This is a genomic window from Proteiniphilum propionicum (genome assembly GCF_022267555.1).
Lineage (GTDB): Bacteria > Bacteroidota > Bacteroidia > Bacteroidales > Dysgonomonadaceae > Proteiniphilum > Proteiniphilum propionicum.
Window position 1 is genome coordinate 683,038 of record NZ_CP073586.1, and the last position, 22,768, is coordinate 705,805.

At 41.9% G+C, this 22,768-nt stretch carries 17 protein-coding genes and 2 pseudogenes; 6 read left to right on the top strand and 13 right to left on the bottom strand.

The genetic code is table 11. From position 1 onward, the window contains the following. Positions 1 to 95: 95 nt before the first annotated feature. From KDN43_RS02585 to KDN43_RS16530, 4 genes and pseudogenes are all read right to left on the bottom strand, one after another. On the bottom strand, positions 96 to 713 hold the full coding sequence (locus KDN43_RS02585; RefSeq protein WP_238868140.1) for a hypothetical protein: 618 nt from the start codon (positions 711 to 713) through the stop codon (positions 96 to 98). 19 nt (positions 714 to 732) lie between these two features. After that, the gene (locus KDN43_RS02590) at positions 733 to 1,797 is read right to left on the bottom strand and encodes a hypothetical protein (protein WP_238868141.1); all 1,065 of its coding nucleotides are present in this window, start codon (positions 1,795 to 1,797) and stop codon (positions 733 to 735) included. Positions 1,798 to 2,038: 241 nt separating this feature from the next. Next, positions 2,039 to 2,590, bottom strand: a pseudogene (locus KDN43_RS16525) (transposase). Further along, on the bottom strand, positions 2,554 to 3,273 hold the full coding sequence (locus KDN43_RS16530; RefSeq protein WP_256448719.1) for a transposase family protein: 720 nt from the start codon (positions 3,271 to 3,273) through the stop codon (positions 2,554 to 2,556). Before KDN43_RS16530 ends, KDN43_RS16525 begins: the two are co-directional and overlap by 37 nt. Positions 3,274 to 4,033: 760 nt before the next feature. On the opposite strand from KDN43_RS16530, the pseudogene KDN43_RS16640 reads away from it, so the two are divergent. Together KDN43_RS16640 and KDN43_RS02610 are read left to right on the top strand one after the other, a co-directional pair. Then, positions 4,034 to 5,446 (top strand): annotated as a pseudogene (locus tag KDN43_RS16640) (IS1182 family transposase). A gap of 199 nt (positions 5,447 to 5,645) precedes the next feature. Continuing rightward, positions 5,646 to 5,729 (top strand): hypothetical protein, encoded by an 84-nt coding sequence (locus KDN43_RS02610; protein ID WP_407681802.1) that lies wholly within the window; start codon positions 5,646 to 5,648, stop codon positions 5,727 to 5,729. On the opposite strand, the gene KDN43_RS02615 is transcribed toward KDN43_RS02610, so the two are convergent. After that, positions 5,698 to 6,861: a dipeptide epimerase gene (locus KDN43_RS02615; RefSeq protein ID WP_238868143.1), complete on the bottom strand. Its 1,164-nt coding sequence runs from the start codon at positions 6,859 to 6,861 to the stop codon at positions 5,698 to 5,700. The two genes, KDN43_RS02610 and KDN43_RS02615, sit on opposite strands and share 32 nt — an antisense overlap. A gap of 22 nt (positions 6,862 to 6,883) precedes the next feature. Then, positions 6,884 to 8,008, bottom strand: coding sequence for a C40 family peptidase (locus KDN43_RS02620; RefSeq protein ID WP_238868144.1), 1,125 nt, complete (start codon positions 8,006 to 8,008; stop codon positions 6,884 to 6,886). Between the two features lie 331 nt (positions 8,009 to 8,339). On the opposite strand from KDN43_RS02620, the gene KDN43_RS02625 reads away from it, so the two are divergent. Next, positions 8,340 to 8,987 (top strand): protein-L-isoaspartate(D-aspartate) O-methyltransferase, encoded by a 648-nt coding sequence (locus KDN43_RS02625; protein ID WP_238868145.1) that lies wholly within the window; start codon positions 8,340 to 8,342, stop codon positions 8,985 to 8,987. 88 nt (positions 8,988 to 9,075) lie between these two features. On the opposite strand, the gene KDN43_RS02630 is transcribed toward KDN43_RS02625, so the two are convergent. The 4 genes from KDN43_RS02630 to guaB all read right to left on the bottom strand — a co-directional run bounded on the left by KDN43_RS02630 (position 9,076) and on the right by guaB (position 13,951). After that, positions 9,076 to 10,347 carry an LVIVD repeat-containing protein gene (locus KDN43_RS02630; RefSeq protein WP_238868146.1) on the bottom strand — a complete coding sequence of 424 codons (1,272 nt, stop codon included), beginning with the start codon at positions 10,345 to 10,347 and terminating at the stop codon, positions 9,076 to 9,078. Between the two features lie 16 nt (positions 10,348 to 10,363). Further along, positions 10,364 to 11,659: an outer membrane beta-barrel protein gene (locus KDN43_RS02635; RefSeq protein ID WP_238868147.1), complete on the bottom strand. Its 1,296-nt coding sequence runs from the start codon at positions 11,657 to 11,659 to the stop codon at positions 10,364 to 10,366. Between the two features lie 12 nt (positions 11,660 to 11,671). Next, entirely contained in the window at positions 11,672 to 12,208 is a 537-nt protein-coding gene (locus tag KDN43_RS02640) for an RNA polymerase sigma factor (RefSeq protein ID WP_238868148.1), read from the bottom strand. 264 nt (positions 12,209 to 12,472) lie between these two features. After that, on the bottom strand, positions 12,473 to 13,951 hold the full coding sequence (gene guaB / locus KDN43_RS02645; protein ID WP_238868149.1) for an IMP dehydrogenase: 1,479 nt from the start codon (positions 13,949 to 13,951) through the stop codon (positions 12,473 to 12,475). A gap of 274 nt (positions 13,952 to 14,225) precedes the next feature. Between guaB and KDN43_RS02650 the strand changes: the two genes are divergently transcribed. Continuing rightward, on the top strand, positions 14,226 to 14,858 hold the full coding sequence (locus KDN43_RS02650; protein ID WP_238868150.1) for a peroxiredoxin: 633 nt from the start codon (positions 14,226 to 14,228) through the stop codon (positions 14,856 to 14,858). A 193-nt stretch (positions 14,859 to 15,051) separates the two neighbouring features. Here the strand turns inward: KDN43_RS02650 and KDN43_RS02655 are convergent, their stop codons facing one another. Continuing rightward, on the bottom strand, positions 15,052 to 17,334 hold the full coding sequence (locus KDN43_RS02655; RefSeq protein ID WP_238868151.1) for a DUF6259 domain-containing protein: 2,283 nt from the start codon (positions 17,332 to 17,334) through the stop codon (positions 15,052 to 15,054). 88 nt (positions 17,335 to 17,422) lie between these two features. Continuing rightward, positions 17,423 to 18,622 carry a serine palmitoyltransferase gene (spt, locus tag KDN43_RS02660; RefSeq protein ID WP_238868152.1) on the bottom strand — a complete coding sequence of 400 codons (1,200 nt, stop codon included), beginning with the start codon at positions 18,620 to 18,622 and terminating at the stop codon, positions 17,423 to 17,425. A 214-nt stretch (positions 18,623 to 18,836) separates the two neighbouring features. On the opposite strand from spt, the gene KDN43_RS02665 reads away from it, so the two are divergent. Together KDN43_RS02665 and KDN43_RS02670 are read left to right on the top strand one after the other, a co-directional pair. Further along, the gene (locus KDN43_RS02665) at positions 18,837 to 19,358 is read left to right on the top strand and encodes a ferritin (protein WP_238868153.1); all 522 of its coding nucleotides are present in this window, start codon (positions 18,837 to 18,839) and stop codon (positions 19,356 to 19,358) included. 221 nt (positions 19,359 to 19,579) lie between these two features. Continuing rightward, positions 19,580 to 20,488 (top strand): TraB/GumN family protein, encoded by a 909-nt coding sequence (locus KDN43_RS02670; RefSeq protein WP_238868154.1) that lies wholly within the window; start codon positions 19,580 to 19,582, stop codon positions 20,486 to 20,488. A 43-nt stretch (positions 20,489 to 20,531) separates the two neighbouring features. Here the strand turns inward: KDN43_RS02670 and KDN43_RS02675 are convergent, their stop codons facing one another. After that, the gene (locus KDN43_RS02675; RefSeq protein ID WP_238868155.1) at positions 20,532 to 22,721 is read right to left on the bottom strand and encodes a glycoside hydrolase family 97 protein; all 2,190 of its coding nucleotides are present in this window, start codon (positions 22,719 to 22,721) and stop codon (positions 20,532 to 20,534) included. Positions 22,722 to 22,768: the final 47 nt, after the last annotated feature.

Sequence of the window (22,768 nt, forward strand, 5' to 3'; positions counted from 1 at the left end):
GCAGCTTACTTACCGATTCATCACTAACTGGCAGGTATACAGAAAAATCGACTTTATATTATAGGACCGATATTTAGCGATACAACCGCAGAAGACTAAAAAATAACACCTACATTAAATCCAATGGAAGATATGTTTTTTCTTTCAGAGTTAGACATATATTTATATGTTACAGGCTGAAAAAGATAAAACACGGATACAGTTAAAGCCTTTCCAAAATGATTTGAATGTTTTAAAATGCCTAAACTGACAGTAGAGTTAGCCCCCCCCTTTATATCAAACGGTATAGTAACATAATCGTTTTCATTTTCATCTACGTAAGAAAGTCTTTTCTTATGGGAAAAGAATGCATAGCCAATATCAACCTTAATGAAAGGGTTCACCCGATGATTTGACGAAATACTATATTTTCCATGTATATAAGGCTTCCATGCATTATGCCAGCCTGTTTGAAAATAATGATTATCTATTAATTTATTTTTTAAATCCGTTCTATTATTATAGTTTACAAATCCGATTCCTACTCCTAATGTGAAATTTTCTGTTAATTTATATCCTGGTGAAAACTGAAAGTTATAACTAAAAACGTCATTTATCCCCTTTGCGGAACCTGCTTCAATAAAAAATTCTATCTTTTCGGAGTTCTGGCCGTTCAAGTATGTGCATGCGAAAACAAATAACACAAATAATGTTGTCCTTAAAATCGAAAACATAATCCTTTTTCTTTTATATCTATAATAAAATAATGGTTACTGCTACAGGTATTAACCACAGGCCCCAATTAACTAGAAAACTAGCAAGGTCTTCCCCAAAGCCCGTGCCGTTATTCAGGGACATTAAATGATTTATATCTACAGTATAAAAACCTGTAAAAGAGTATTTAGGATAATCTTCTCCGCATCTGAATTCTAATTTAAGATAATCAAGTTCTGATGGATTTATAGTTTGATAATACCTGGATGCCGAAACATAATATTTATGGGGGGAATATTCAAGTTCTTTTAGTTCTTGACTTTTTATGGGCCTTCGATAGCCCTCTTTTGTGTATCCATATCCCCTTGATGTCATTTTCCCATTATACCAATGAACCGCTCCTTTCTTCCTAAAACATAAATCAACTCTTCCAAGTTTAACTTTAGATCCGTCTTTTGATTTTTTATCACTAACCTCGATTCCCCTCAAAGTAATCCAAGCTTTTCTTTTTTTATTCATCTTTTCTTTACTTAAGGTAAGATACTTAATATCTGTAAACGCACGGGTAGAAGGATTTTCGTCTGTATTTTCATATTCAGGCATCCCTAATCCTAATTCTTGAATTTTCTCGTATGAGTCTACATCACGTAGATCCTTCTCTTCTCCAGCTATAATAACCTTACCTTGCTGATTAAGCAATTTTGCTACCGCTTCGTCACTTACTGGCAGGAAAGCTGCGTAATCTTCACCGTGTTCCGGATAATAGAGATTAGGAAACTTTAGCTTGAATTCTTCGTAACCTCCCTCACGTTGATAATAGTCGTCCGCTTCATTCATAGCTTCATCGAACTCGTCATATATAGAAGTAAAGCCTTCTCCTGAAGCGGAACGAGTAAAAGTGGTAGTTTCAGATTGATTATTTCTCATTGTTTCGACTGCTTTCCGAAAATCGGCCTCATTATCAAATGTAAGAATTCCATCCGATTGCTTAAAAACGGTATTAGTTTCATTGATGATGGCAATTTGCGATTCATCTAACTCATTATTACAAGAGGATAGCATCATACAAGTTAATGCCAGTAATGTGAATAATTTTGTTTTCATAATTGAGTCCCCTCCGATAAGTCTTTTTTGCTGAAAATCCCACAAAGAACACCATTGATTTCCAGCTAGTTGCGACCTCCTGAAATCGGGTTTTGGGGTTTTCGGAGCAGACTCATAATTTGAATTTTTTAGTCTAAAGTACCCATTTAGTTAGGTCCTCTGAGAGTGAATAGTTATTGGTTGACATCATAACACCCGTTTTTCTATATTGCGCACTATATAAAACAGGCACGTTAGTTTTCTATATATTTAAGGCTAATCCGACATTTCGAGTGATACGGCAATCGTGTAAGGCATAAAGTCTGAGTTTGAAATATCTATCGTCCCTAAATCCGTATGCGTTTCTCTTCATCACCTTAATCTTATTATTAATGCCCTCCACTTTACCAGTTGAAATTCTACAATCATACCAAGCCAGAATTCCTGTTCTATGTGCCATCAGGGTAGCAGCCATCTGTAGTAACTGCTTAATTCCGCTCGTCATGGCTTGTTCCACTCAGTCTATCAATACATCTTCCGCCATCTCCTTGTCAGGCTGCATCCATATCTCTCTGAGTTGTTCCTTGAGATAGTAGGCCTGGGAAAGCGGTCTGTTCATCTCCAACGCATTCTCCAGCCTGCTGTTGTATTTGGAATCATACACGTCCTCTCCGTTGCTCAGCAGAAGATAGCGCGTACCTTTGATAACCTTGCGTTTGTTGAAATCCTTCTCCATATTGTACACCATCCGTCTTATATCATCCAGTTTGTCGTTCATCAACTTGACCACATGAAAATGGTCGAATACATGCACGGCATTAGGGCAATTCTCAAAGACGGAGGCGATGAATGCCGACGAGAGGTCGGTGCCACGTGCTTGATGGTTAGCCCCTTGCGTTTTACCCTCTTCCAAAATTTATCAAGAGCGTCAGCACCCTTTCCCTCACCGACATACAGGATGCGTCCGGTGTCCAAATCAACCACGATGGTCTTGTATATGTGTCCCTTCCTTACTGCAAACTCATCTATACCAATGTTTTCCACACCATCGAGACACGGAGGGGAATAGTGGCGTTCGAGGTGATCGCAATGAATATCCCTGATCATATCCCAGTTCACGTCCAGTAGCCGAGACACATCCAGAAGGGTCATGCCCTTGAGCAGATCCACCACGTATTTGGCGAAACGATGGGTGTAGGAGCGGCTACCCGTGGCAAAAGGTATCTTTTCCTGCTGGTCGTAGTTACACTCGGGGTTCCTGCACCTGTAGCGTTGTACCTTCATGCGGATGATGACCTTCTTGCCACCGATGGGCAAACCAACAAACTCCCGAAATCGGTAGCCGTTTTTCACCAGGTGGATATGACCGCATTTAGGACAGCACTTTTCTCGGTTCTTGCTCTCCACATGTAATATAATTGTATTACCCTTGTATTCCTCGCGGGTGCATTCCAGACTGTAAAGACCCCAAGCATGGCATAGGAAACTGCTGTTCATATTTTTGTTTTTTGTTGTGGTAATATAAAAATACAAAATATTCGGCAGTTTCTTTTTTATATAGCTATCACTCCAAATTCCAGAAGAACCTTATATTAATCACCACAGAATATATTCTATTCATACTTCTAAAGTGAGATCAAAGCAATAGTTTGCAATAATAAAGAAAATATATATACAATCCAAATTGCTTATATATTGGGGGATTTCATTCATAAAATCACAATATGACTGATAACAAGCTCATTACATTATAGTCGTATCAAATTTATTAGATCAATCAATGTAAAAAAACGCACAAAATACGACATATTTATATAACATTAACAATGGGATAGCGTTAGTTTTGTGATAAAATATTCATATAGGCGAACAAAGTTTCGTCAAACTACCGGAAGTTTAACTTTCCCTGAAAAAATTAAATAATCCAATTATTTTAAATCCAATAAATAGTATCAAATATACATTGCTCTTAATCCTTTCAACTCTGTTTTGGTGTCATAATGTGGTTCCGAAGATTTTCCTGGATAAAAAAATGGTGTCTTAATTATCCAGGATCTTCCTCCGGCATTCCGATATCCAACCTATGAATGACACCAAAAATTGGATCGAACTGGATCGAACAATCGAACAAATTGTGTCAATATCAAAAGATCGTAAGCACCCGACAGTCTGTGCAAAAACTAAAAAAAATCATAATAATAATCATACATCTCAGAGTTTTTTCGTATATTTAACCTGTAATCAAACCGTTAGAGCAATGAATCACATTTTTGGCGAAGATCGCAACAAGTTACAATTTCTATCGCTTGAACAAGTTGTTCCGGTAGATTCGTGGGCTAGAGTAATTGATTTTTTCGTAGACATGTTACCTATGGAGGAGCTAGGCTTCAAACATTCGAACACGAAAAAAGAAGGACGCCCTCCTTATAACCCATCCACGTTGTTGAAGCTGTACCTGTATGGCTATAAACATTCTCTCAGGTCATCCAGAAAACTGGCGTACTCCTGCAAGATTAACGCTGAACTGTGGTGGCTACTACGAGGATTGACACCTTCATTCAGTACGATAGCGTATTTCCGGAAGGAGAACGCCGATGCATTCAAGGCATCTTTCAGAAGATTTGTTCTCATGCTAAAAGAACTCGACGCCATTGAAGGAGAAACGATAGCGATTGATTCCTTTAAAATATTTGCTCAAAACGGGTTGAGAAACAACTTTAGCCAAAAGAAGATTGAGCGACACATAGAATATATTGACGGGAAAATAGAAGAATACGAGAAAGAATTAACCGAATCCGACGCGAAAGACAAGGAACTCGCTAAATTGAAGATAGCTCCCTATTTGACTCGAAAAAAGAAGTACCAAGAGCTCAATGAATCATTGAAAGATAGCGGAGAGTCAAATTAGCCTTACCGATCCGGATTCCCGCAACCTGATGTCATCAAGAAATATTTCCGGCGTTGGTTATAATATCCAGGCGGCCACTGATGGCAAACATAAATTGTTCGTTCACGCCCATATAGGAGGATCAACAGATAAGCGGGAACTTGCAGAGTCTGCCTGGAGATAAAGTCATTACCGCGATTAAAACATTTCAAAACTCTTAGTGATGCAGGGTACACTACCGGTGATCAGTTACACCTTTGCAAGCAAGCCGGCATAACCACCTATTCATCACCCATGCCCAGCACGTCTCCCAGTGCAAATTGTTACCCGTTATCCCGGTTCATATACAATAAAGAAGAGGATCATTACACATGTCCCGAAGGAAAAATTATGTCACCGCACGCGGGTTGGTCCCACCATCCCAATTACAAATCAAAGATATACAAGACCAGAGCGTGCGCAACTTGTACAGTTCGAGGGGAATGCACTCAGAATAAACTCGGGCGGGTAATCGAGCGGAGTGAATATCAAGATATTATCGATGAAAACACCTTAAGGGTTAGAGAGCGCAAGGATTATTATAAGCTTCGCCAACAATTAATAGAGCATCCCTTCGGCGTTCTCAAGCGACAATGGGGTTTTACATATACCGTGATGAAAGGCAAAACGAACGTCATGAGTGAGGTAAACTTGTTGATGATCATTTACAACCTCCGGAGATGCGTTACTATTTTCGGAGATGATTTTAAAAGAACGTTAAAGGAATATAAATTGAGTTACTAACTATCCATACAGCCGCATTACCTGCTCACTCTTCAAATTATGGTAATGAATGGGATTCAAATCGACTTTATAATCTCCATTATAATTAATTACACCCTGAAAAACTCACAAATCCATTGGATGGAAAACTCATAAAAAAAGAGTTTTTGCACAGACTGCCGAACGGTTCCGCTGGCTGACGGCCACGCGTAGTTCTATCCTGCAGGCCTCCCCCACTCATCCGGGGAAAACAACTGACCTGGATGCCACCTTCAACCGCCTCTTTGAGGAGCTGGTAAAGTAAAAATGGGAAGCACACCGATTCCGGGCAAGTCGGAAGCGATCATTTTTCCGTTTTCAAGCTTTGCACCGTCGAAGCAATCGTTTCCTATCAGCAGCGCACCGTCGAGATCGGCAAAATCCATTCCCGGATAGATTTGTGATGCAGCAGAAATAGCGCAGGAGGTCTCCGTCATACAGCCCATCATCACCTTCATCCCCAGCGCTTGTGCCAGGGTGCGCATCTTCCACGCTTCGTGCATACCGGTACACTTCATTAATTTGATATTGATGCCGGAAAAGACACCTTTTAGTCGTTCCACATCGGCGAGCCGTTGCACAGACTCATCGGCAAAGATGGGGAGCGGGCTTTCCTCCGTCAGCCGGGCAATACTGTCTAAATCGGACTTAGGCATGGGCTGCTCCACCATCACCACCCCTCGCTCTCTCATCCAGAAGATCATATCCAGCGCCTCACTGCGCTCTTTCCATCCCTGGTTGGCGTCTACCGCCAGTGGCAGATCGGTTACGGAGCGGATAGCTTCAATCATCCGCTTATCATCCGGCCCTCCTACCTTTATCTTCAATATGTTGAAACGCCCCAACGCTTCGCGTGTTTTTTCACGAACCACTTCATCGCTATCTATACCAATAGTGAAAGTAGTATCTGGCACATTCGTTTTATTCAGCCCATACATCCTATGCCAGGGAGCACCGATAATCTTTCCTGCCAAGTCGTGCAGTGCGATGTCCACTGAGGCCTTGGCCGCAGTGTTAGCGGGAGCAATTGCATCAACATATAATAAAATCTCCTCCAGATGTGTGGGATCAGAGAATCCTGACAGATCTACCTTCTTCAAAAATTCAATAACCGAAGCCTGTGTCTCACCCAAATAGGGCGGCAAAGACGCTTCTCCATACCCTTCCAGTCCATCATACTCTATCCGGGTAAGTACTACGGGTGTGGTTTTTCTTGAGAAACCCGAAATTGTGAATGTATGTCTCAGTTGTAAATCGTATGGAATCCAGGTTAGTTTCATTTTTACTGATGATTTTGCCGTTTTTTTGGAAGCACCGCTCAAAGTAAACGAAGGAGCTGCAAGAGCTGCAGCCATAAAAGCAGATGTTTTAAGAAACTGCCGGCGGTCTTGTTTCATCTTCAATATTACTATTTATTTGTTATTTATAAAAATTGTTCTTGAAAATCTCTTCAATGCCTTCACTGTCCACCTCACCAATGATTCTTTTGGTGCGCAGATAACGGTTGGCATTGAATTTGTCATATAACGGGCTGGGCGGATCTATACTGTTTACACGTATATAGTCGGATGCATGGATAAATTGTTTATTACCGATATAAATACCTACATGTACCACCCTCTCTTTTGGACTGTCTTCGGTAGCTTTTGAGCCGAAAAACAGTAGATCGCCAGGCTGAGCCTCGTCAAAACTACCTGTCTCATCAATTAGCTTGCCATACAACACCTGTTGGGAGGCATCGCGCGAGAGAATAACACCGTGCAGAAAATAGACCAATTTGGTAAACCCGCTGCAGTCGAGCCCCTTGGAAGAAGTACCTCCCCAGAGATAAGGTACGCCTATGAATTGCATAGCGCTTTTCACAATGCTTTCCCCGGTCAGTTCTATGCTGCAGCTCCACTCATCTACTGTTAAAGCATCCTCCTTTCTCACATACGCCTCGCGGCCATCGGGGTAAACCACCTCATAAAATTTACTCTTCCCCGGCTTAACTGTCAACATATCTCCTGCCACCAGATCGGATACGGGATAAGAACAGGTATTGTTATTTTCAAAAGATCGGGCATAAAGAGAAGTTATAATTATCTTCGGCTTCTGAAGATATCGCTGTAAGTCTGGTTTTGTCATCGCCTTTACCGAGCCGTTTATCCAGCCTATATATTTATCAGGAGTTTGAATGCGCAGCCATCCTCCTCTATTCTCCAATATCTTAACGGGCATCCCAAGTAATGACTGCGATACAAGTTCCGAATCATATCCGGGTTCAGATCGAATTGTTCCCACTGAATTATAAATCACACCCCATGTCTCATCACCCAACTCTTCACCAGGTAAAAGGCGAATGTTCTCCTTCACATTTGCAGATATTTTTTTTGCCCGCGACATCAATTCCATATACGCCGGCTCGCTTGTAGTTTCACCATTGAGCAGGATGGTATCAGACTGCTGAGAAGCCTCAACCCTAAACAATTCTACTCTGCTGTCGGGTGCATATTTTTCCCGAACCGATTTTATTAAAGATTGAATGTCGCTTTTCTGAGCCATAATAGATAATGATGAAAAGATCCACAAAAAGAATAAAAAAATTACTTTTCGCATGTTACTGACCAAATAATTTAAAACAACCCGAAATATACAATATTTAGTTCAATTTAATGCAAAACGATGAGTGTATTTAGGTAAGTAATAATGAAAGTATTTAGATAAGAAACAGAAAATCATTATCTTTGAATTCTCAAATTAATGTTTAGCTAATATGAGAACAATAAGAATAAAACATTATATTTCACTATTCATTATTGTCTTGTGTTGCACTGGATCCGTTGCTTGTGCATCTAATGCAACAAAAAGGCAAAGTGAAAAATCCAAGTCCCCCATGTCTGATACATTCCAAAACAATAACAGAGAAGCCGAAAACCTTGCCAAAGAACTGAAACGAAAAGGGATCAGGGACGAACGGGTTTTAGCAGCCATAGCCAAAGTGCCCAGACATTCATTTATTGATGAGAGTTTGAGGGAATTGGCCTATATTGATAAGCCGCTACCGATTGAAAAGGGGCAGACCATATCCCAACCATATACTGTAGCCTATCAGACCGAGCTGCTGAAACTGCAACCAGGTGAAAAAGTACTTGAGATAGGCACAGGAAGTGGCTATCAGGCCGCAATCCTTTGCGAAATGGGTGCTGAGGTTTACAGTATCGAGAGGTATCATGAACTTCATCTTACTTCGAAAAAAGCACTCAACAAGTTAGGTTATTATCCAAAGCTGTTTTTCGGTGATGGTTTTGAGGGATTGCCGGAATATGCGCCTTTCGACAAGATACTTGTTACAGCAGCACCTGATGAAATTCCGGAGAAGTTGTTAAGGCAACTGCGTATCGGTGGATGGATGGTTGTTCCCGTCGGGGGAAGGATGGGACAAAAGATGACCGTCATCAAACGCGTAAGCGAGGAGAAGTTCAGCGAGTCGGAGCATGGAGATTTTATCTTTGTCCCCATGCAAAAAGGCACCGAAGAATAAAAAATGAAATTAAGCCTTCTTACAGGTTAAACAAGACTGCCGCCGGATTTCTTCGGCGGCAGCAGACAATTGAGCCAACAGGGAAGTTTTATTTGCCGATAGGCAAACGACTCAGTTGTTTGATGTGTTGAAGATCGGTATAATCATATTGATAGATACCATCGGCGGCTATCATCATCAATACATTATTGACAGGGATCACGTCAAACCCATCCATATCTTTGAAATGTGCCAACCGGTTGGCCATGATGGTCTGCGGGTTGTTCGCGTTGAAGATCTGCAGGCCGTCGTCGCAGACAAAAAGTGTTCCATCGTCAATGCCGAGCCCTTTGGGGCTTTTCATGTTATAGGTCACAATATGCTTGGGTCGCTTCACGTCACTCACATCCACGATAATCAGCTCGTTGGCATCTTGTCCGCAAAATGTACCCGAACGAACCGTCACATAAGCGATATCGTTTTCCACCACAACCGGATCGCAACCGAACACGTGACTGATCATAGACTGGCGTTCCGGCTTTAAAGGATCTTCCATGGAGTAAATGATCATGCCCGTGGGTGTTCCCATAAACATGCAGTTTTTGTAGCTGAAGATAGTCTCTACATTGAATCCTATATACATATCTTGACCTACTTTTGCGGGTGCCTCACCCAACAGGTCGAAAATACCAAGCTGATTGTTCATCACGGTGTAAAGATTGTCGTGATAGATGGCGAATCGCGACATGGAACCGGCAATGCCTGTACCGGCACCCGCCTTTTCACCCACGGGAGCATACATGGCCCCATCATTTTGCAGACCACCCCATCCCCACCAGCGTGGTTTATAGTAGCGTACCAGCTCTCTTTTCTCCACCTTCTTCCAACCCACAACAATACCATTGTTTCTGTCCATCGATTTTTCGTAATCAATGCTGAATCCATTCTCCGTCGGAGGGAAAGCTTGTGGGAACACTTCTTCTTTTCGACCTTTATATACAGGCTTGGCGGGATCGCTGATATCGAACCAAACCAGATCTATATAAGAATCGGCATAGAGAATATTGTTGCGCACCTGCATGTCGGCATTTCCCAACAAATCGATAAACGCCACATTGCGAGGGCTCGACGGATTCTGGTTGTCAATCACATGAATACCCTTCTCCGGCTGAGAAATGTAAAGATAACCGTTAAAAAACAGAATCTTCCCCTGTTTTACGATGGGCTGAGGCTGCTCCACAGCAACGGCACTTCTAAACTCGCTCACAGGCATAAAAACCGGCTCGTTGATGGTGTAGGTAACGTACTCATCCACATAGTCCTTGCATCCGGTAAAAAGTAACAATCCGGCAATAAAAAATAAATAAGTCAACTTTTGCATACCCATATAGATTTAGTTATTTGAATTGTATCCTGACTCCTATATTCAGCCCGAATATCAGTGGGTTCTCCGTGCGGGCACTCATTGGCTGATTGTTCCTGAAATAATAGAGCAGTCTCGGTTCGCCAAACAAGTGCAGATTATTTTGTAACCGGTAGCTGAATCCGGCACCACCCTGAGCAGAGAACTGAAGACCGGCAATGCGGTTATATACATGGGTGTGATGCACTATACCTCCATTACCCTCAATTTCCTGTTTGTAAAAAGCACGAATCCCTTTTTCAATAGTAGCCCCACCTAACAGATATATGCTCCGGGGACCATCCTGCCATATTGTATATCGAAGGGTTAACGGTATCCCAATATAGTGCTGTTGTAATGTACCGCGATAAATGAAATGATCATTTCGCCTGAAGCGCGAGAACAGATATGTGTAGGACAGTCCGGTTTCCAGGCCTACATTCTTTCCGACGGGAAAATCAGCCGTCAGGCTGAATGAAACGGGAGGACGATGTTCTATATCGGTATAATCACCGGGACTAAGCACTTTGTAATTGCCTCCTGAACCTAAACCATCTCCGCTGTTAAATTCACCACCCGGAATAGGACTATCGTAGATCGGGTTACTCGCATCATAACCTCCGAATGAGAGATCCAAGGGAGTGCCGCCACTGCCCAACGCCGCAATCAGCGACCGAAGCCCCGGTTGTTCCTGAACAAGATTAGGAAGGTCGTTTTCCACAAAAATACTATCCGCCGGATATGTATTTACTACTTCGTGAGCTATAGTTCCATCGGACTTGGCTGCTTCTTCCAATTCAACAGGGAGTATGGATACTCTACTCCCTTCGGAATAGATCTCCGGCACATCCAATTCTTTCCCTTTTTGTCTTTCACTTATATCTGAAACAACTCCGGAAACGGCCACTTTCTTTTTCGTTCGTTTCTGAAGCTGGGTGTTCTGGGTGAGCAACGGGTCCTTTACTGGCTCTTCGATATGCGTAGAGATGGATTCTCCGGCAGAGGCAGCAGGCTGCGATTTGGCCATATCCACCGGCCTTTCTTGTGACATATGAACAGCATGTTCGTCTGTATAAGGATTCAGAAAGAACACCAATAAAGCCACCACGGCAACCACACCGGCAGCTGCCCACAACCAGTATGCGAAAACAAGTTTTCCCTGCCGGGGGAGCCTATCCGCCAACGATTTCCACAGATCGGGAGTAACGGGTATACGGTGTTCCCGTAATTTATCCCCAACTTCCCGCGAAAAATCATCCGGCATCACTTTATATCTATTATATGATCGCATCTTAGCATCCCCTTATTTACATTCCATTAAATGAATGACTTTCTTCTGTAATAATTGCCTCGCTCTAAAAAAGAACGACCGCGAAGTACTCTCGGGCATGTCCAGTAATTCGGCAATCTCACGATGGCTAAACCCCTCAACAGCAAACAAATTAAAAACTGCACGATAAGTATCGGGAAGTTCGCCGATGCATTGCATTAGCTCCTCAGCTGTGATATACTCCATATTAGGAGTGTTTTCATAATCTACCGTTTCAATATCCGTTAACAGTTCCTTCTGCTTTAACCGGTTCTTTTTTCGTATGTAATCGAGCGAGGTATTCACAAAGATTTTCCTTATCCACCCTCCGAAGGATCCTTTCCCCGAATATTGCCCTATCTCGGTAAATATTTTCAGAAATCCTTCCTGTAAAACGTCTTTAGCATCCTCTTCGTCGGGAACATAACGCCTGCACAGAGCCATCATAGTGGGAGCATACTGCTCGTAGACTTTTTTTCTCGCCCACAATTTTCCCTGCTTGCAAGCAAGTATTAAACGATGTTCCGACATAGAATTTCCCTGTTTACTATTAATGACGTTTTCAAGGAGCAAAACGTTGCATAAGACTTAAGGAAAAAATAATAAATCTGGGGTTACACAACAAAAGGGTCTATCACGATGTGATTTAACCCTCTCATTATCTGGACTATAAATTGAAGCAAAATGAGAATAAACTAATTCTCAGAGACTCAAGTTCTGTATTAAATTATCTGAGAAACTTTCCGGCGGAGCCCCTGCATAATGATTTGACATGCTTTGCCGGTAAATAAAAGATTATTCATTTCCCTTACTGTAATTAGGCGCTTCGCGGGTAATCATCACTCCGTGAGGATGACTTTCGGTATAGCCTGCAGAGGTGATCCGGGTAAACTTAGCATCGTGAAGTTTTTCAATATTCTCCGCGCCACAATAGCCCATTCCCGAACGAAGGCCGCCAACCATCTGGTAGACAACCTCTTGCAAGGTACCTTTGAATGGAACACGTGCCTCAATCCCTTCAGGAACGAGTTTTTTTATATCATCCTCCACATCCTGAAAATAGCGGTCTTTCGAACCTTGCTGCATGGCTGAAAGTGATCCCATTCCTCGATACGTTTTGAATTTTCGACCGTTAAAGATAATGGTCTCGCCTGGAGACTCTTCCGTACCAGCAAGCAATGATCCCATCATCACAGAGGTAGCACCTGCTGCCAAAGCCTTTACAATGTCTCCCGAATAGCGGAGGCCTCCGTCTGCAATAAGAGGAACATTTGTTCCTTTCAAAGCCCTTGACACCTCATATATGGCTGAAAGCTGGGGAACTCCAACACCGGCAATGACACGAGTGGTACATATTGAGCCGGGTCCTATTCCCACTTTTACAGCGTCAGCACCTGCATCTACCAGAAATCTTGCTGCATCGGCAGTTGCAATATTCCCTACCACAACATCAATTTCGGGGAAAGCTTTCTTAACCATCCTCAACATATCCGCAACACCTTGAGAGTGCCCGTGCGCTGTATCAATTACTATTGCATCGACTCCCGCTTCAACAAGAGCTGTTGCCCTATCAATGGAGTCGTTCGTAACACCCACTCCCGCTGCTACACGCAGTTGCCCCTGTTCGTCTTTGCATGCAAACGGTTTATCCTTCGCCTTCGTGATATCTTTATAGGTGATAAGCCCAACAAGTTTGTTATCAGAATCGACCACGGGCAGTTTCTCAATCTTGTATTGCTGAAGTATTTCGGCAGCGTCCTCAAGATTAGTTGTCTGACGGGTAGTGATAAGATTTTCTTTCGTCATCACATCATCAATCCTTTTATCCATCGATTTTTCAAACCGGAGATCACGATTCGTCACTATACCCACCAATCTGTTTTCAGTGTCCACTACAGGTATTCCTCCAATTTTGAATTCAGACATAATTGCCAGTGCATCGGCAACTTTTTTGTCCGGTGCAATGCTGATAGGATTGAGTATCATTCCATTTTCCGCTCTCTTCACGGCACGCACCTGCTTTGCCTGGTCTTCGATACTCATATTTTTATGTATCACTCCAATACCTCCCTCACGAGCAATTGCAATTGCCATTGTGGTTTCGGTAACAGTATCCATAGCTGCCGAGACCATTGGAATATTTAGCGAAATATTTCTGGAAAACCTTGTGGTGAGATCCACATTCCGGGGAAGAACCCGAGAGTAGGAAGGAACTAAGAGGAGGTCGTCAAAAGTCAGACCTTCCATAATTATTTTATCTGCAATAAATGACATAAGCTTTACCTATTTTTTTTATTGCATGCAAAAGTAGCTATTTTTTTGCGATTTTATCTGTTTGATGATGTTAATTTTACTGATAACGACAAACGTTTTGCCACAGATATCGAATAAAAGTCTTATCATAATTGAAAGGTAGGCGGATTAAGTATTTCATCTCCCCCTGATTTATAAAAATTTTCTATGTATCATATATACCTGAAAATTTTTATGCCGTTTCTAAAACCTTTATCTTTGAACGACAAATTGATAACATTTAATCATTTTTATTATGTCAGTATTAGTTGGAAAGAAAGCCCCGGCATTCCGGGCCCAGGCCGTTATAAACGGTTCGGAAATAGTAGAAAATTTCTCTCTTGAAGATTATATCGGGAAAAAATATGTTGTTTTTTTCTTCTATCCAGCAGATTTTACATTTGTTTGCCCTACTGAGCTCCACGCGTTCCAGATAAAACTGAATGAGTTCGAAGGCCGAGACACCGTTGTGGTGGCAGCATCGACAGATTCAGCCGTTTCGCACTGGAAGTGGCTGCAAACGCCCAAAAACGACGGAGGTATACAGGGTGTTACCTATCCTATTGTTGCAGATCATTCATTGACTATCTCTATGGCATATGATGTGCTGGCCGGAGAGTATACCATGGATGATTCTGGCAATACGCTTTTTGAAGGTTCGCCAGAAGCTTACCGTGGACTCTTCCTGATAGACAAGGAGGGAATTGTACGTCACCAGGTTATAAATGATATGCCTCTGGGCAGAAGTGTAGATGAAATACTGCGGGTTATTGATGCGCTACAGTTCACCGAAGAGCACGGTGAGGTTTGTCCTGCGGACTGGCATAAGGGAGACAAGGGACTTACTGCAACGCAGGAAGGTATTGCTGATTATTTGTCAGAGAAGTAACTGTCAGGATATGTTCGGCAAAAAGCCTGTACATACCAGGCAACCACACTGCAAGTCGTACAAATAAGAGTAAAGATATCAGCAGGGAAGTAATCTGTCTGAAAGGCAACAACGGAAGGAAATTGATTTTGATTCAACCCCTTCCGTTTTTTGTTTGTGAAGGAGGCCTCCTTAAGGCATATCTCATCACTTGTTATAGTTGCGTTATTTCAATAATTGATAAAGCTTTCGAAGGTAGAAAAATGTTTATTTCTATTATACCCTCTGAATAATATCCCAGTAGCTTTTTCCCTTCATTCGTTCTTATATAAATTTTACCTGCCGGCGGTAGATCATAATCTTCAGCATTAAACGTAAATTCAACCGGAACAGTATAATCACTTATACTGGCCAGTGCTATTCCCAAATCTCCATCATCTGCTTTCCATGCTCCCGAATATAACAACGGGACACTTTTTTTAAAAGTAGTCACGTTATCATCCTTTCTTCCTGCGTATATAGATAATCTTGAAATATCTATTTCCCCATTTGGAACTTCCATCCGAGGGGGCCTCAAAAATTTCCCGTATAACAAGTATTTCAGACTTTCGTACCGTAAACGGGCAATATTTAACAAGTAGTCAATTTCCTCTTTTCTTTCTGTATCCAAAAAACTATTATAATTGGCTATAGTTGTTTGAATACCCCAGACAAACGATTTTGCCTGTTCCATTAAAAATTGTTTATTGAATTTCTCATCCAGTAATTGCCCGGCCTTTTCAGGGGCAAACTCTTCTGGCCATAACTCATCATAGGGAGGGGTAACCAACGAGGAATAGCTCCCGAAAGTAATTCCGTATGGATGATATACTGCCTGAAAAAATGGTATTGTTTCCGCATCTCCCACACCTGCATATCTCTCCCTGCTAGCCTCAAGGGTTAAAAAAGCATCCAGGTAAGGAAGCCAGTTCTCAGCCGAACCCTCACCTGTGAAAACAGGTTGTCTTTCTCCAAAATCTTTGGACTGTATCTGTTTGATCATCTTCCCCGAACTGTTCACCCAATAATTACCTCCTCCGATGGCGTGACCATGTTTTTTATCATAGCACATCCTACTCAAACAGGTCTGATCCATATAGACACCATCAGCACGGTAAATATTCACAACACTATCACACAAAGAGGAATAATGATTCCTCCAAAATTCTGTACCCACACACATATTTATCAGTGCGTTACCTGTAAAGATATTATAAACATGTGATAGCATATTACCTCTCCTGTCTTTTACCGTATATGGTTCTATCTTCCCAGATTTCCAACTCTCCGAAGCATCTCCCCATTGAATTGCGTTCATATATACCAATGAATGAACGCCTGAATGGCGGGCCGATTCAATAGCGTGGATAAACGACTTGCTTCCTTCTCTTGGAGGCAAGTATTCAGGGAAATTATTATCGTAGGAGCAATTATGCCACCAATGCCAAAGGACATTGACAGGGAGTCCCAGCTTTTTTCTTAATTCAACTGCGGGTTGAAGCACGTATTCAGACCGTCCTCTGTTCCATACCCACAGAGCTGTGTTTTCCAACCAGACGGGAGTAAGCCTGTTTCTCATCCTGCTTTCCTTGACCCATCTTTGCTGTACAGCCCACTCTCCGTATATCTCCGCTACATCAAGCCAGTCGCCGGAAAAACAGCCTATAACAGACTTATAAGCAGGCGAATAAGACACTAATGATGAATCAGATGAGGGATAATTAATCATTCTGTAGACTAAAGTATTAAGAGAGTCAAACGTAAGCGAAAAATTTTTCGCAAAAGAGAGAGAGTCGTCACATGAAGCATAAAAACCGGCCTTCTCCGGATTATAAATCGCAATTACCTGACTGGAAAGTGCACCGGGATAGATCCATTCCATTTTTCCACTTCCTCTTTTTAGTGTTTTTCTGGGTTCAGCAAACAAACTACCCATCCATGTAGGGATAACCAACTCTTCGTTTTCCATCTCGTTTAACCCTGCAATCTTGGGAAATGTCACACTAGTTAATTCGTGCCCATTCAATCCTTCAACAGATATGTTCCAGTAAGAAAACGCTTTGCTCTTATCAAGGGTGACTTCTGCATTCACTCTTAATTTGTCCATTTCACCGAAATCTTCCCAACATAAAGAGAGTGTCAGTGCATCTAACTTTGAATATGAAAATTTTAAAGGAGAAATTTCATCTGCATAAGACAAGCCGGTCTTATCGGTATTGAAACAGATCTCCCAGGGCAAACCAATTACAACATTCTTGTTTATAAACTCATAGCCACTAACTATATCATTAAAGAGAATCAGCTTACCTGTTTTCTCTTCAAAGCCCAGTTTAATTTTTCCATTTTCAATGAAAACTACTTTATCGGAGAAAAGACTGGCTTTACATTGATAAAAAAGAGTGGTAAAAAGTAGAATGAAGATTCCACAAGAAAAACAGCTTACCTGTTTTTTATTCATTATTTTTCCTCGATATTTTTCTAAAGTTTTCTGCCTGTTTATTTGTCTGGTTAGCAGGTCTCATCACCTTTGTCACATCATATGCTAATCAATTTCCTTGCAGAATATTCATCTTCTTAAATACTGCAGTGATATGATCTATGGAGTAGTCGATCTGCTCCTTGGTATGAGTTGCCATCAGAGAGTAACGAATAAGGGTATCGTTGGGTGCAACTGCTGGTGAAACAACCGGGTTTACAAATATCCCATCTTCAAAGAGCAGTTTGGTAATCAGGAAAGTTTTATCATTGTCGCGTACATAAAGCGGCATGATGGGTGTTGAGGTAGGCCCTAATTCAAAACCTCTCTCTTTAAACTGGTTAATAGCATAGTCGGTAAGCTCCCACAACCTCTTCACCCGTTCTGGCTCCGACTTGAGAATATCAAGAGCGGCTGAAGCTGCAGCAGTGGCTGCCGGTGTTATACTTGCACTGAATATGTTGGTACGGGCATTGTGTCTCAGGTAATTGATAACAGGATATTCACCAGCGATAAAGCCGCCAATGGATGCAAGAGATTTGCTGAATGTACCCATCACCAGATCCACATCGTCGAGCATCCCGAAGTGGTCACACACGCCACGCCCGCTGTACCGCTTACCGAGAACACCCAGGCTGTGCGCTTCATCAACCATTATATTGGCATTGTATTTGCGCGCCAGCCTCACTATTTCGGGTATATTGGCCAAGTCCCCCTCCATACTGAAGACACCGTCTACAACAATCAGCTTTACTTTCCTTGGATCGCAACGTTTCAGTTGTTTCTCGAGAGATCCCATATCGTTATGACGGTATTTATACTTTGTAGAGAAAGATGTTCTTAATCCTTCAATTATTGAGGCGTGGTCACGTTCATCCCAGATGATAAAATCGTCTCTTCCGGTAATACATCCAAGAACACCTTCATTTACGGTAAATCCTGTAGAGAAAACAATTGCCTCATCTTTATTCACAAAGTTTGCCAGTTTTCGTTCCAGTTCAAGGTGAATATCGAGTGTGCCATTAAGAAAACGTGATCCGGCCATTCCTGTACCATACTTCTCTGTAGCTGCAATTGCGGCCTCTTTTACTTTCGGATGATTTGTAAGACCTAAATAGGCATTTGAACCGAACATCAGGACTTTTTTCCCGTTGATGACAACCTCTGTGTCCTGATCGCTTTCAATAGCCCGAAAATAGGGATAGATGCCTGCAGCTTTAGCACGCTGTGGAGCATCATATTTCATCATTTTTTCTCTTAAGATATTCATTTGAAAAAAATTAAAAAAATAGGCTTCTACCTAAAACAGTACCGGAAGCATCTATCTTTTACGAAACTAATGTACAAAGATAACAATTAATTTAAAATCCAGGAAGTATCAATTTTTTTTTGAATTATCCAAAGCAGTCTGGATACTTCTTTTTAAACATTTTTGAATGAAAAGCGTTTTAACGACATAGATAATAACAAAAACAATTATAATTATGGTAAGTAAAGAATTAGAATCTGCAATCAACAAACAGATAAACGCCGAATTCTGGTCGGCCTACTTATATCTGTCCATGTCCTCTCATTTTGCTAATGCCGGATTGCCCGGTTTTGCCAATTGGTTTAAAGTACAGTTTCAGGAAGAACAAGATCACGCACTTAAGTTCATGAATTATCTTATAGCCAAAGGAAATAAAGTGGAATTAGCACCTATTGAAAAGGTAAGCACATCATGGGATTCAGTGCTTAATGCTTTTGAAGATACACTGGAGCACGAAAGAGTTGTTACCTCGCTTATAAACAATATTGTTGCAATAGCCAGGAAGGAAAATGATTATGCAACCGAAAACATGCTGCAATGGTTCGTAAACGAACAGGTTGAAGAGGAGGAGACTGCCCAGGGCGTGATTGACGCATTGAAACTTATTGGCAATAACGGCTTTGGCATTTACACCATGGACAAAGAGCTGGGAAATAGAACATATACTCCCATTGACACAAGCATATCTGCTCAATAAGTCGCATCATGAATTAATATAAAAAATCAGGGAATATGTTGAGTCTCCCTGATTTTTTATATTATAATTGAGATTATCCAGAAAGCCCTGAATATGATATGTCTATTCACAATTAGCAAACAGACATGATGTATTGCTGCTAAGTGGCTACATAAAAACATAAGGAGACTTATGAATTGGAAATAAATAAAAAAATTACTAACTCGCCAAAAAAACGAATAATGAATGACAAAAAAATTTTAAGTGTTTTATTAACGCTTTTTCTGTTGTTATCCTGTTCTAATTCATCAGTTAGCAATGCAGGCTCCCTGTTATGGAAAGTGTCCGGCAACGGACTTGAAAACCCATCCTATCTGTTTGGCACACACCACCTTGTCCCTATATCAATTCTGGACAGCATTTACGGTATCCGCTCCGCTTTTGAAAATACTAAGCAGACCGTTGGAGAACTGGATATGAGTGATATGGCAGGCATGCAGATGCAAATAATGAGCCAGGCGGCAATGCCTGAAGGAGTAACTTACAGCTCATTACTTGACCACGAAGAAGAGATGTTGCTTGATAGTATGCTCCGAGACGTTTTGGGAGTTGGGCTGGAAAAGCTGGGGATGCTTAAACCTGCAGTTCTTACAAATTTAATTTCTATCTCTCTCTTTCAGAGGTTTTATCCTTCTGCTGCTTCTGCACAAAGCCTCGACCAGTATTTTCAGGATGAAGCAATAAGGCTTTCCCGTCCCGTGATGGGGCTGGAAACAGCTCAAGATCAGATAGACTTGTTGCTAAATATTCAAACATTACAAAGGCAAGCCGATATGTTGATATGTATGGTGAAGCATCCCGACTTGTTGAAAGAACAGATGGACGATCTTCAGGTAGCATATCATGCCCAGGATATTGATGCACTGAGAGAACTATATGACAAAGAGATACCTGACGACCCGTGTCCCAACACCGATGCAGAGAAAAATGCATTGAATGGTGATCGCAACCGTAAATGGCTTGAGAAACTGCCGGCAATCATGAAGGAGAAGTCTTCATTCATTGCTGTGGGATGCTTGCACCTACCAGGAGAGGAGGGCTTAATTGAAGGTCTGAGAAAGTTGGGATATACTGTTGAGGCAGTAAGATAGCAAAAAGCGGGGTGCTTTGATGTAAACCCCGCTTTTTCACAATTTACAGTTTCTTTAATCCTTTGACCTGCACTTTATCCTTTACTGGAAACAGGCTAATAGCAAAACCACCTCCAGCTACCGCTTGCTGTATCAGTTCGGATTTATCAGTTACGACTACCTTGCGGATAGTGTAAGCCTGTGGATTGGTCTTATAGTTAGCATCCTTTGCATCAGCATATATCGTAGCAATATATTGTTTGCCGGGATCCAAAAAATCGAATGAGATTTTAGAAGTAAACTTGCTATTCCCCGTGGTATTGCCGACGAACCAGTTATTTGTTCCTTTCTCCTTTCGGGCAACAGTAATGTATGCTCCCGGCTCTGCTTCGAGGTATAAGCTTTCATCCCAATCCAATGCCACATCTTTGATAAACTGGAATGCATCGGGGAAACGCTCGTAATTCTCCGGAAGATCGGCAGCCATCTGCAATGGACTACTCATTGTCACGTACAATGCCAGCTGATTGGCGATGGTAGAATTGCAGTGCGACTGATTGTTGGGATTGATTTTAGAAATATCCATTTCGAAAATACCCGGGGTATAATCCATCGGCCCGCCGATAAGACGCGTGAAAGGCAGTACTGTTACGTGACTCGGCTTGTTACCCCCGAAAGCCTGATATTCTGTTCCTCGTGCCGATTCGTTGGCAATCAGGTTGGGCCAGGTACGTGAAATACCAGTGGGACGTACAGCCTCATGGGCATTGACCATGATCTTATATTCCGCCGCCTTCTCTATCGCATACTGGTAATGGTTGTTGATCCACTGACTATAATGGTTCTCACCACGGGGAATAATATCCCCCACATAACCGCTCTTCACGGCAGGATAATCATACCTGTTCATCAATTGATATGCCTTATCGAGATGGCGTTCATAGTTTCGCACCGAAGATGATGTTTCATGATGCATGATCATTGCTATGTTCTTGTTTTTCGCATAACGGTGTATCTCCTCAATATCGAAATCAGGATAGGGCGTTTGAAAATCGAAAACAAAATCTTTTGAATTACCGAACCAATCCTCCCAGCCAATGTTCCACCCTTCCACCAATACACCATCCATCCCATGCTTTGCCGCAAAGTCGATATATCTTTTTACATTGTCTGTAGTGGCTCCGTGTCGTCCGTGAGGTTTTACCACAGAATAATCCGTAACACCTATATGAATACTTGGCAAATCATGCGTATAGGACCAGTCGCTTTTTCCGGTAATCATTTCCCACCATACGCCGACATATTTCATGGGTTTAATCCAGGAAGTATCATCAATCTTCGAAGGCTCATTGAGGTTTAATGTAATATTGGATGCCAGGATATCACGTGCATCGTCACTTACGATAATCGTACGCCAAGGTATTGTGCAGGGAGTTTGTAAATAACCTTTTGCTCCGTTGGCATCGGGTGTGATCCAGGATTGAAAGATGAAATCATGGTCATCCAGATTCAGGTGCATGGCTCCATAGTTAATCAAGGCTGCTTCGTGCAGGTTGATGTAAATGCCCTCGGCTGTTTTCATCTGCAATGCAGTTTGTACACCTGTATCAGAAAATCCAGTCTGAGAGAGGTTTTCCTGTCTACCCCCTTCATTGAGGCCTCTGATCTCCGATAATTTGGAAATATTATAATCATATTCCTGGGTATCATAGTCGCCCGGAATCCAGTAAGCGGTATGATCTCCGGTCATAGCAAACTGGGTCAACTCTTCTTTGACGACAAAGTAAACCAGATTCTTCTGCTGCGGAAATTCATACCGAAACCCAAGTCCGTCGTCAAACAGACGAAAACGGATCACCATATCGCGATCAGTATCCTTCTGGTTGAGTGTTACCGCCATCTCGTTGTATCGGTTGCGGATCTCTTTCGTTTCACCCCATACGGGCTCCCATATCTCATCGAATGAACTGTATTGTACCTCAGCTACATTGAATCCGTCGTACAAAGATGTTTTGGGATCTTTTTTACGATTAATTTCAGAACCGAACTCCACCTTGTCGCTTCCAATCAGCTCAAGGCCCAATTTACTTGGATTGATCACCGTTTTCCCATTATATTTTAAGGTATACACCGGCGTTCCTTGTTGATCGACAAAGAAATTCATCTCCAGATCACCGTTTGGTGATCTCAGATTCTGTGCCGCTATGATGCCGGCAATCAGGCAAAAGTATAATAGTATAAATATTTTCCTCATATGATTAAAATTAAGACATGAGAACCAAGACAAAAAACCGGACCTTC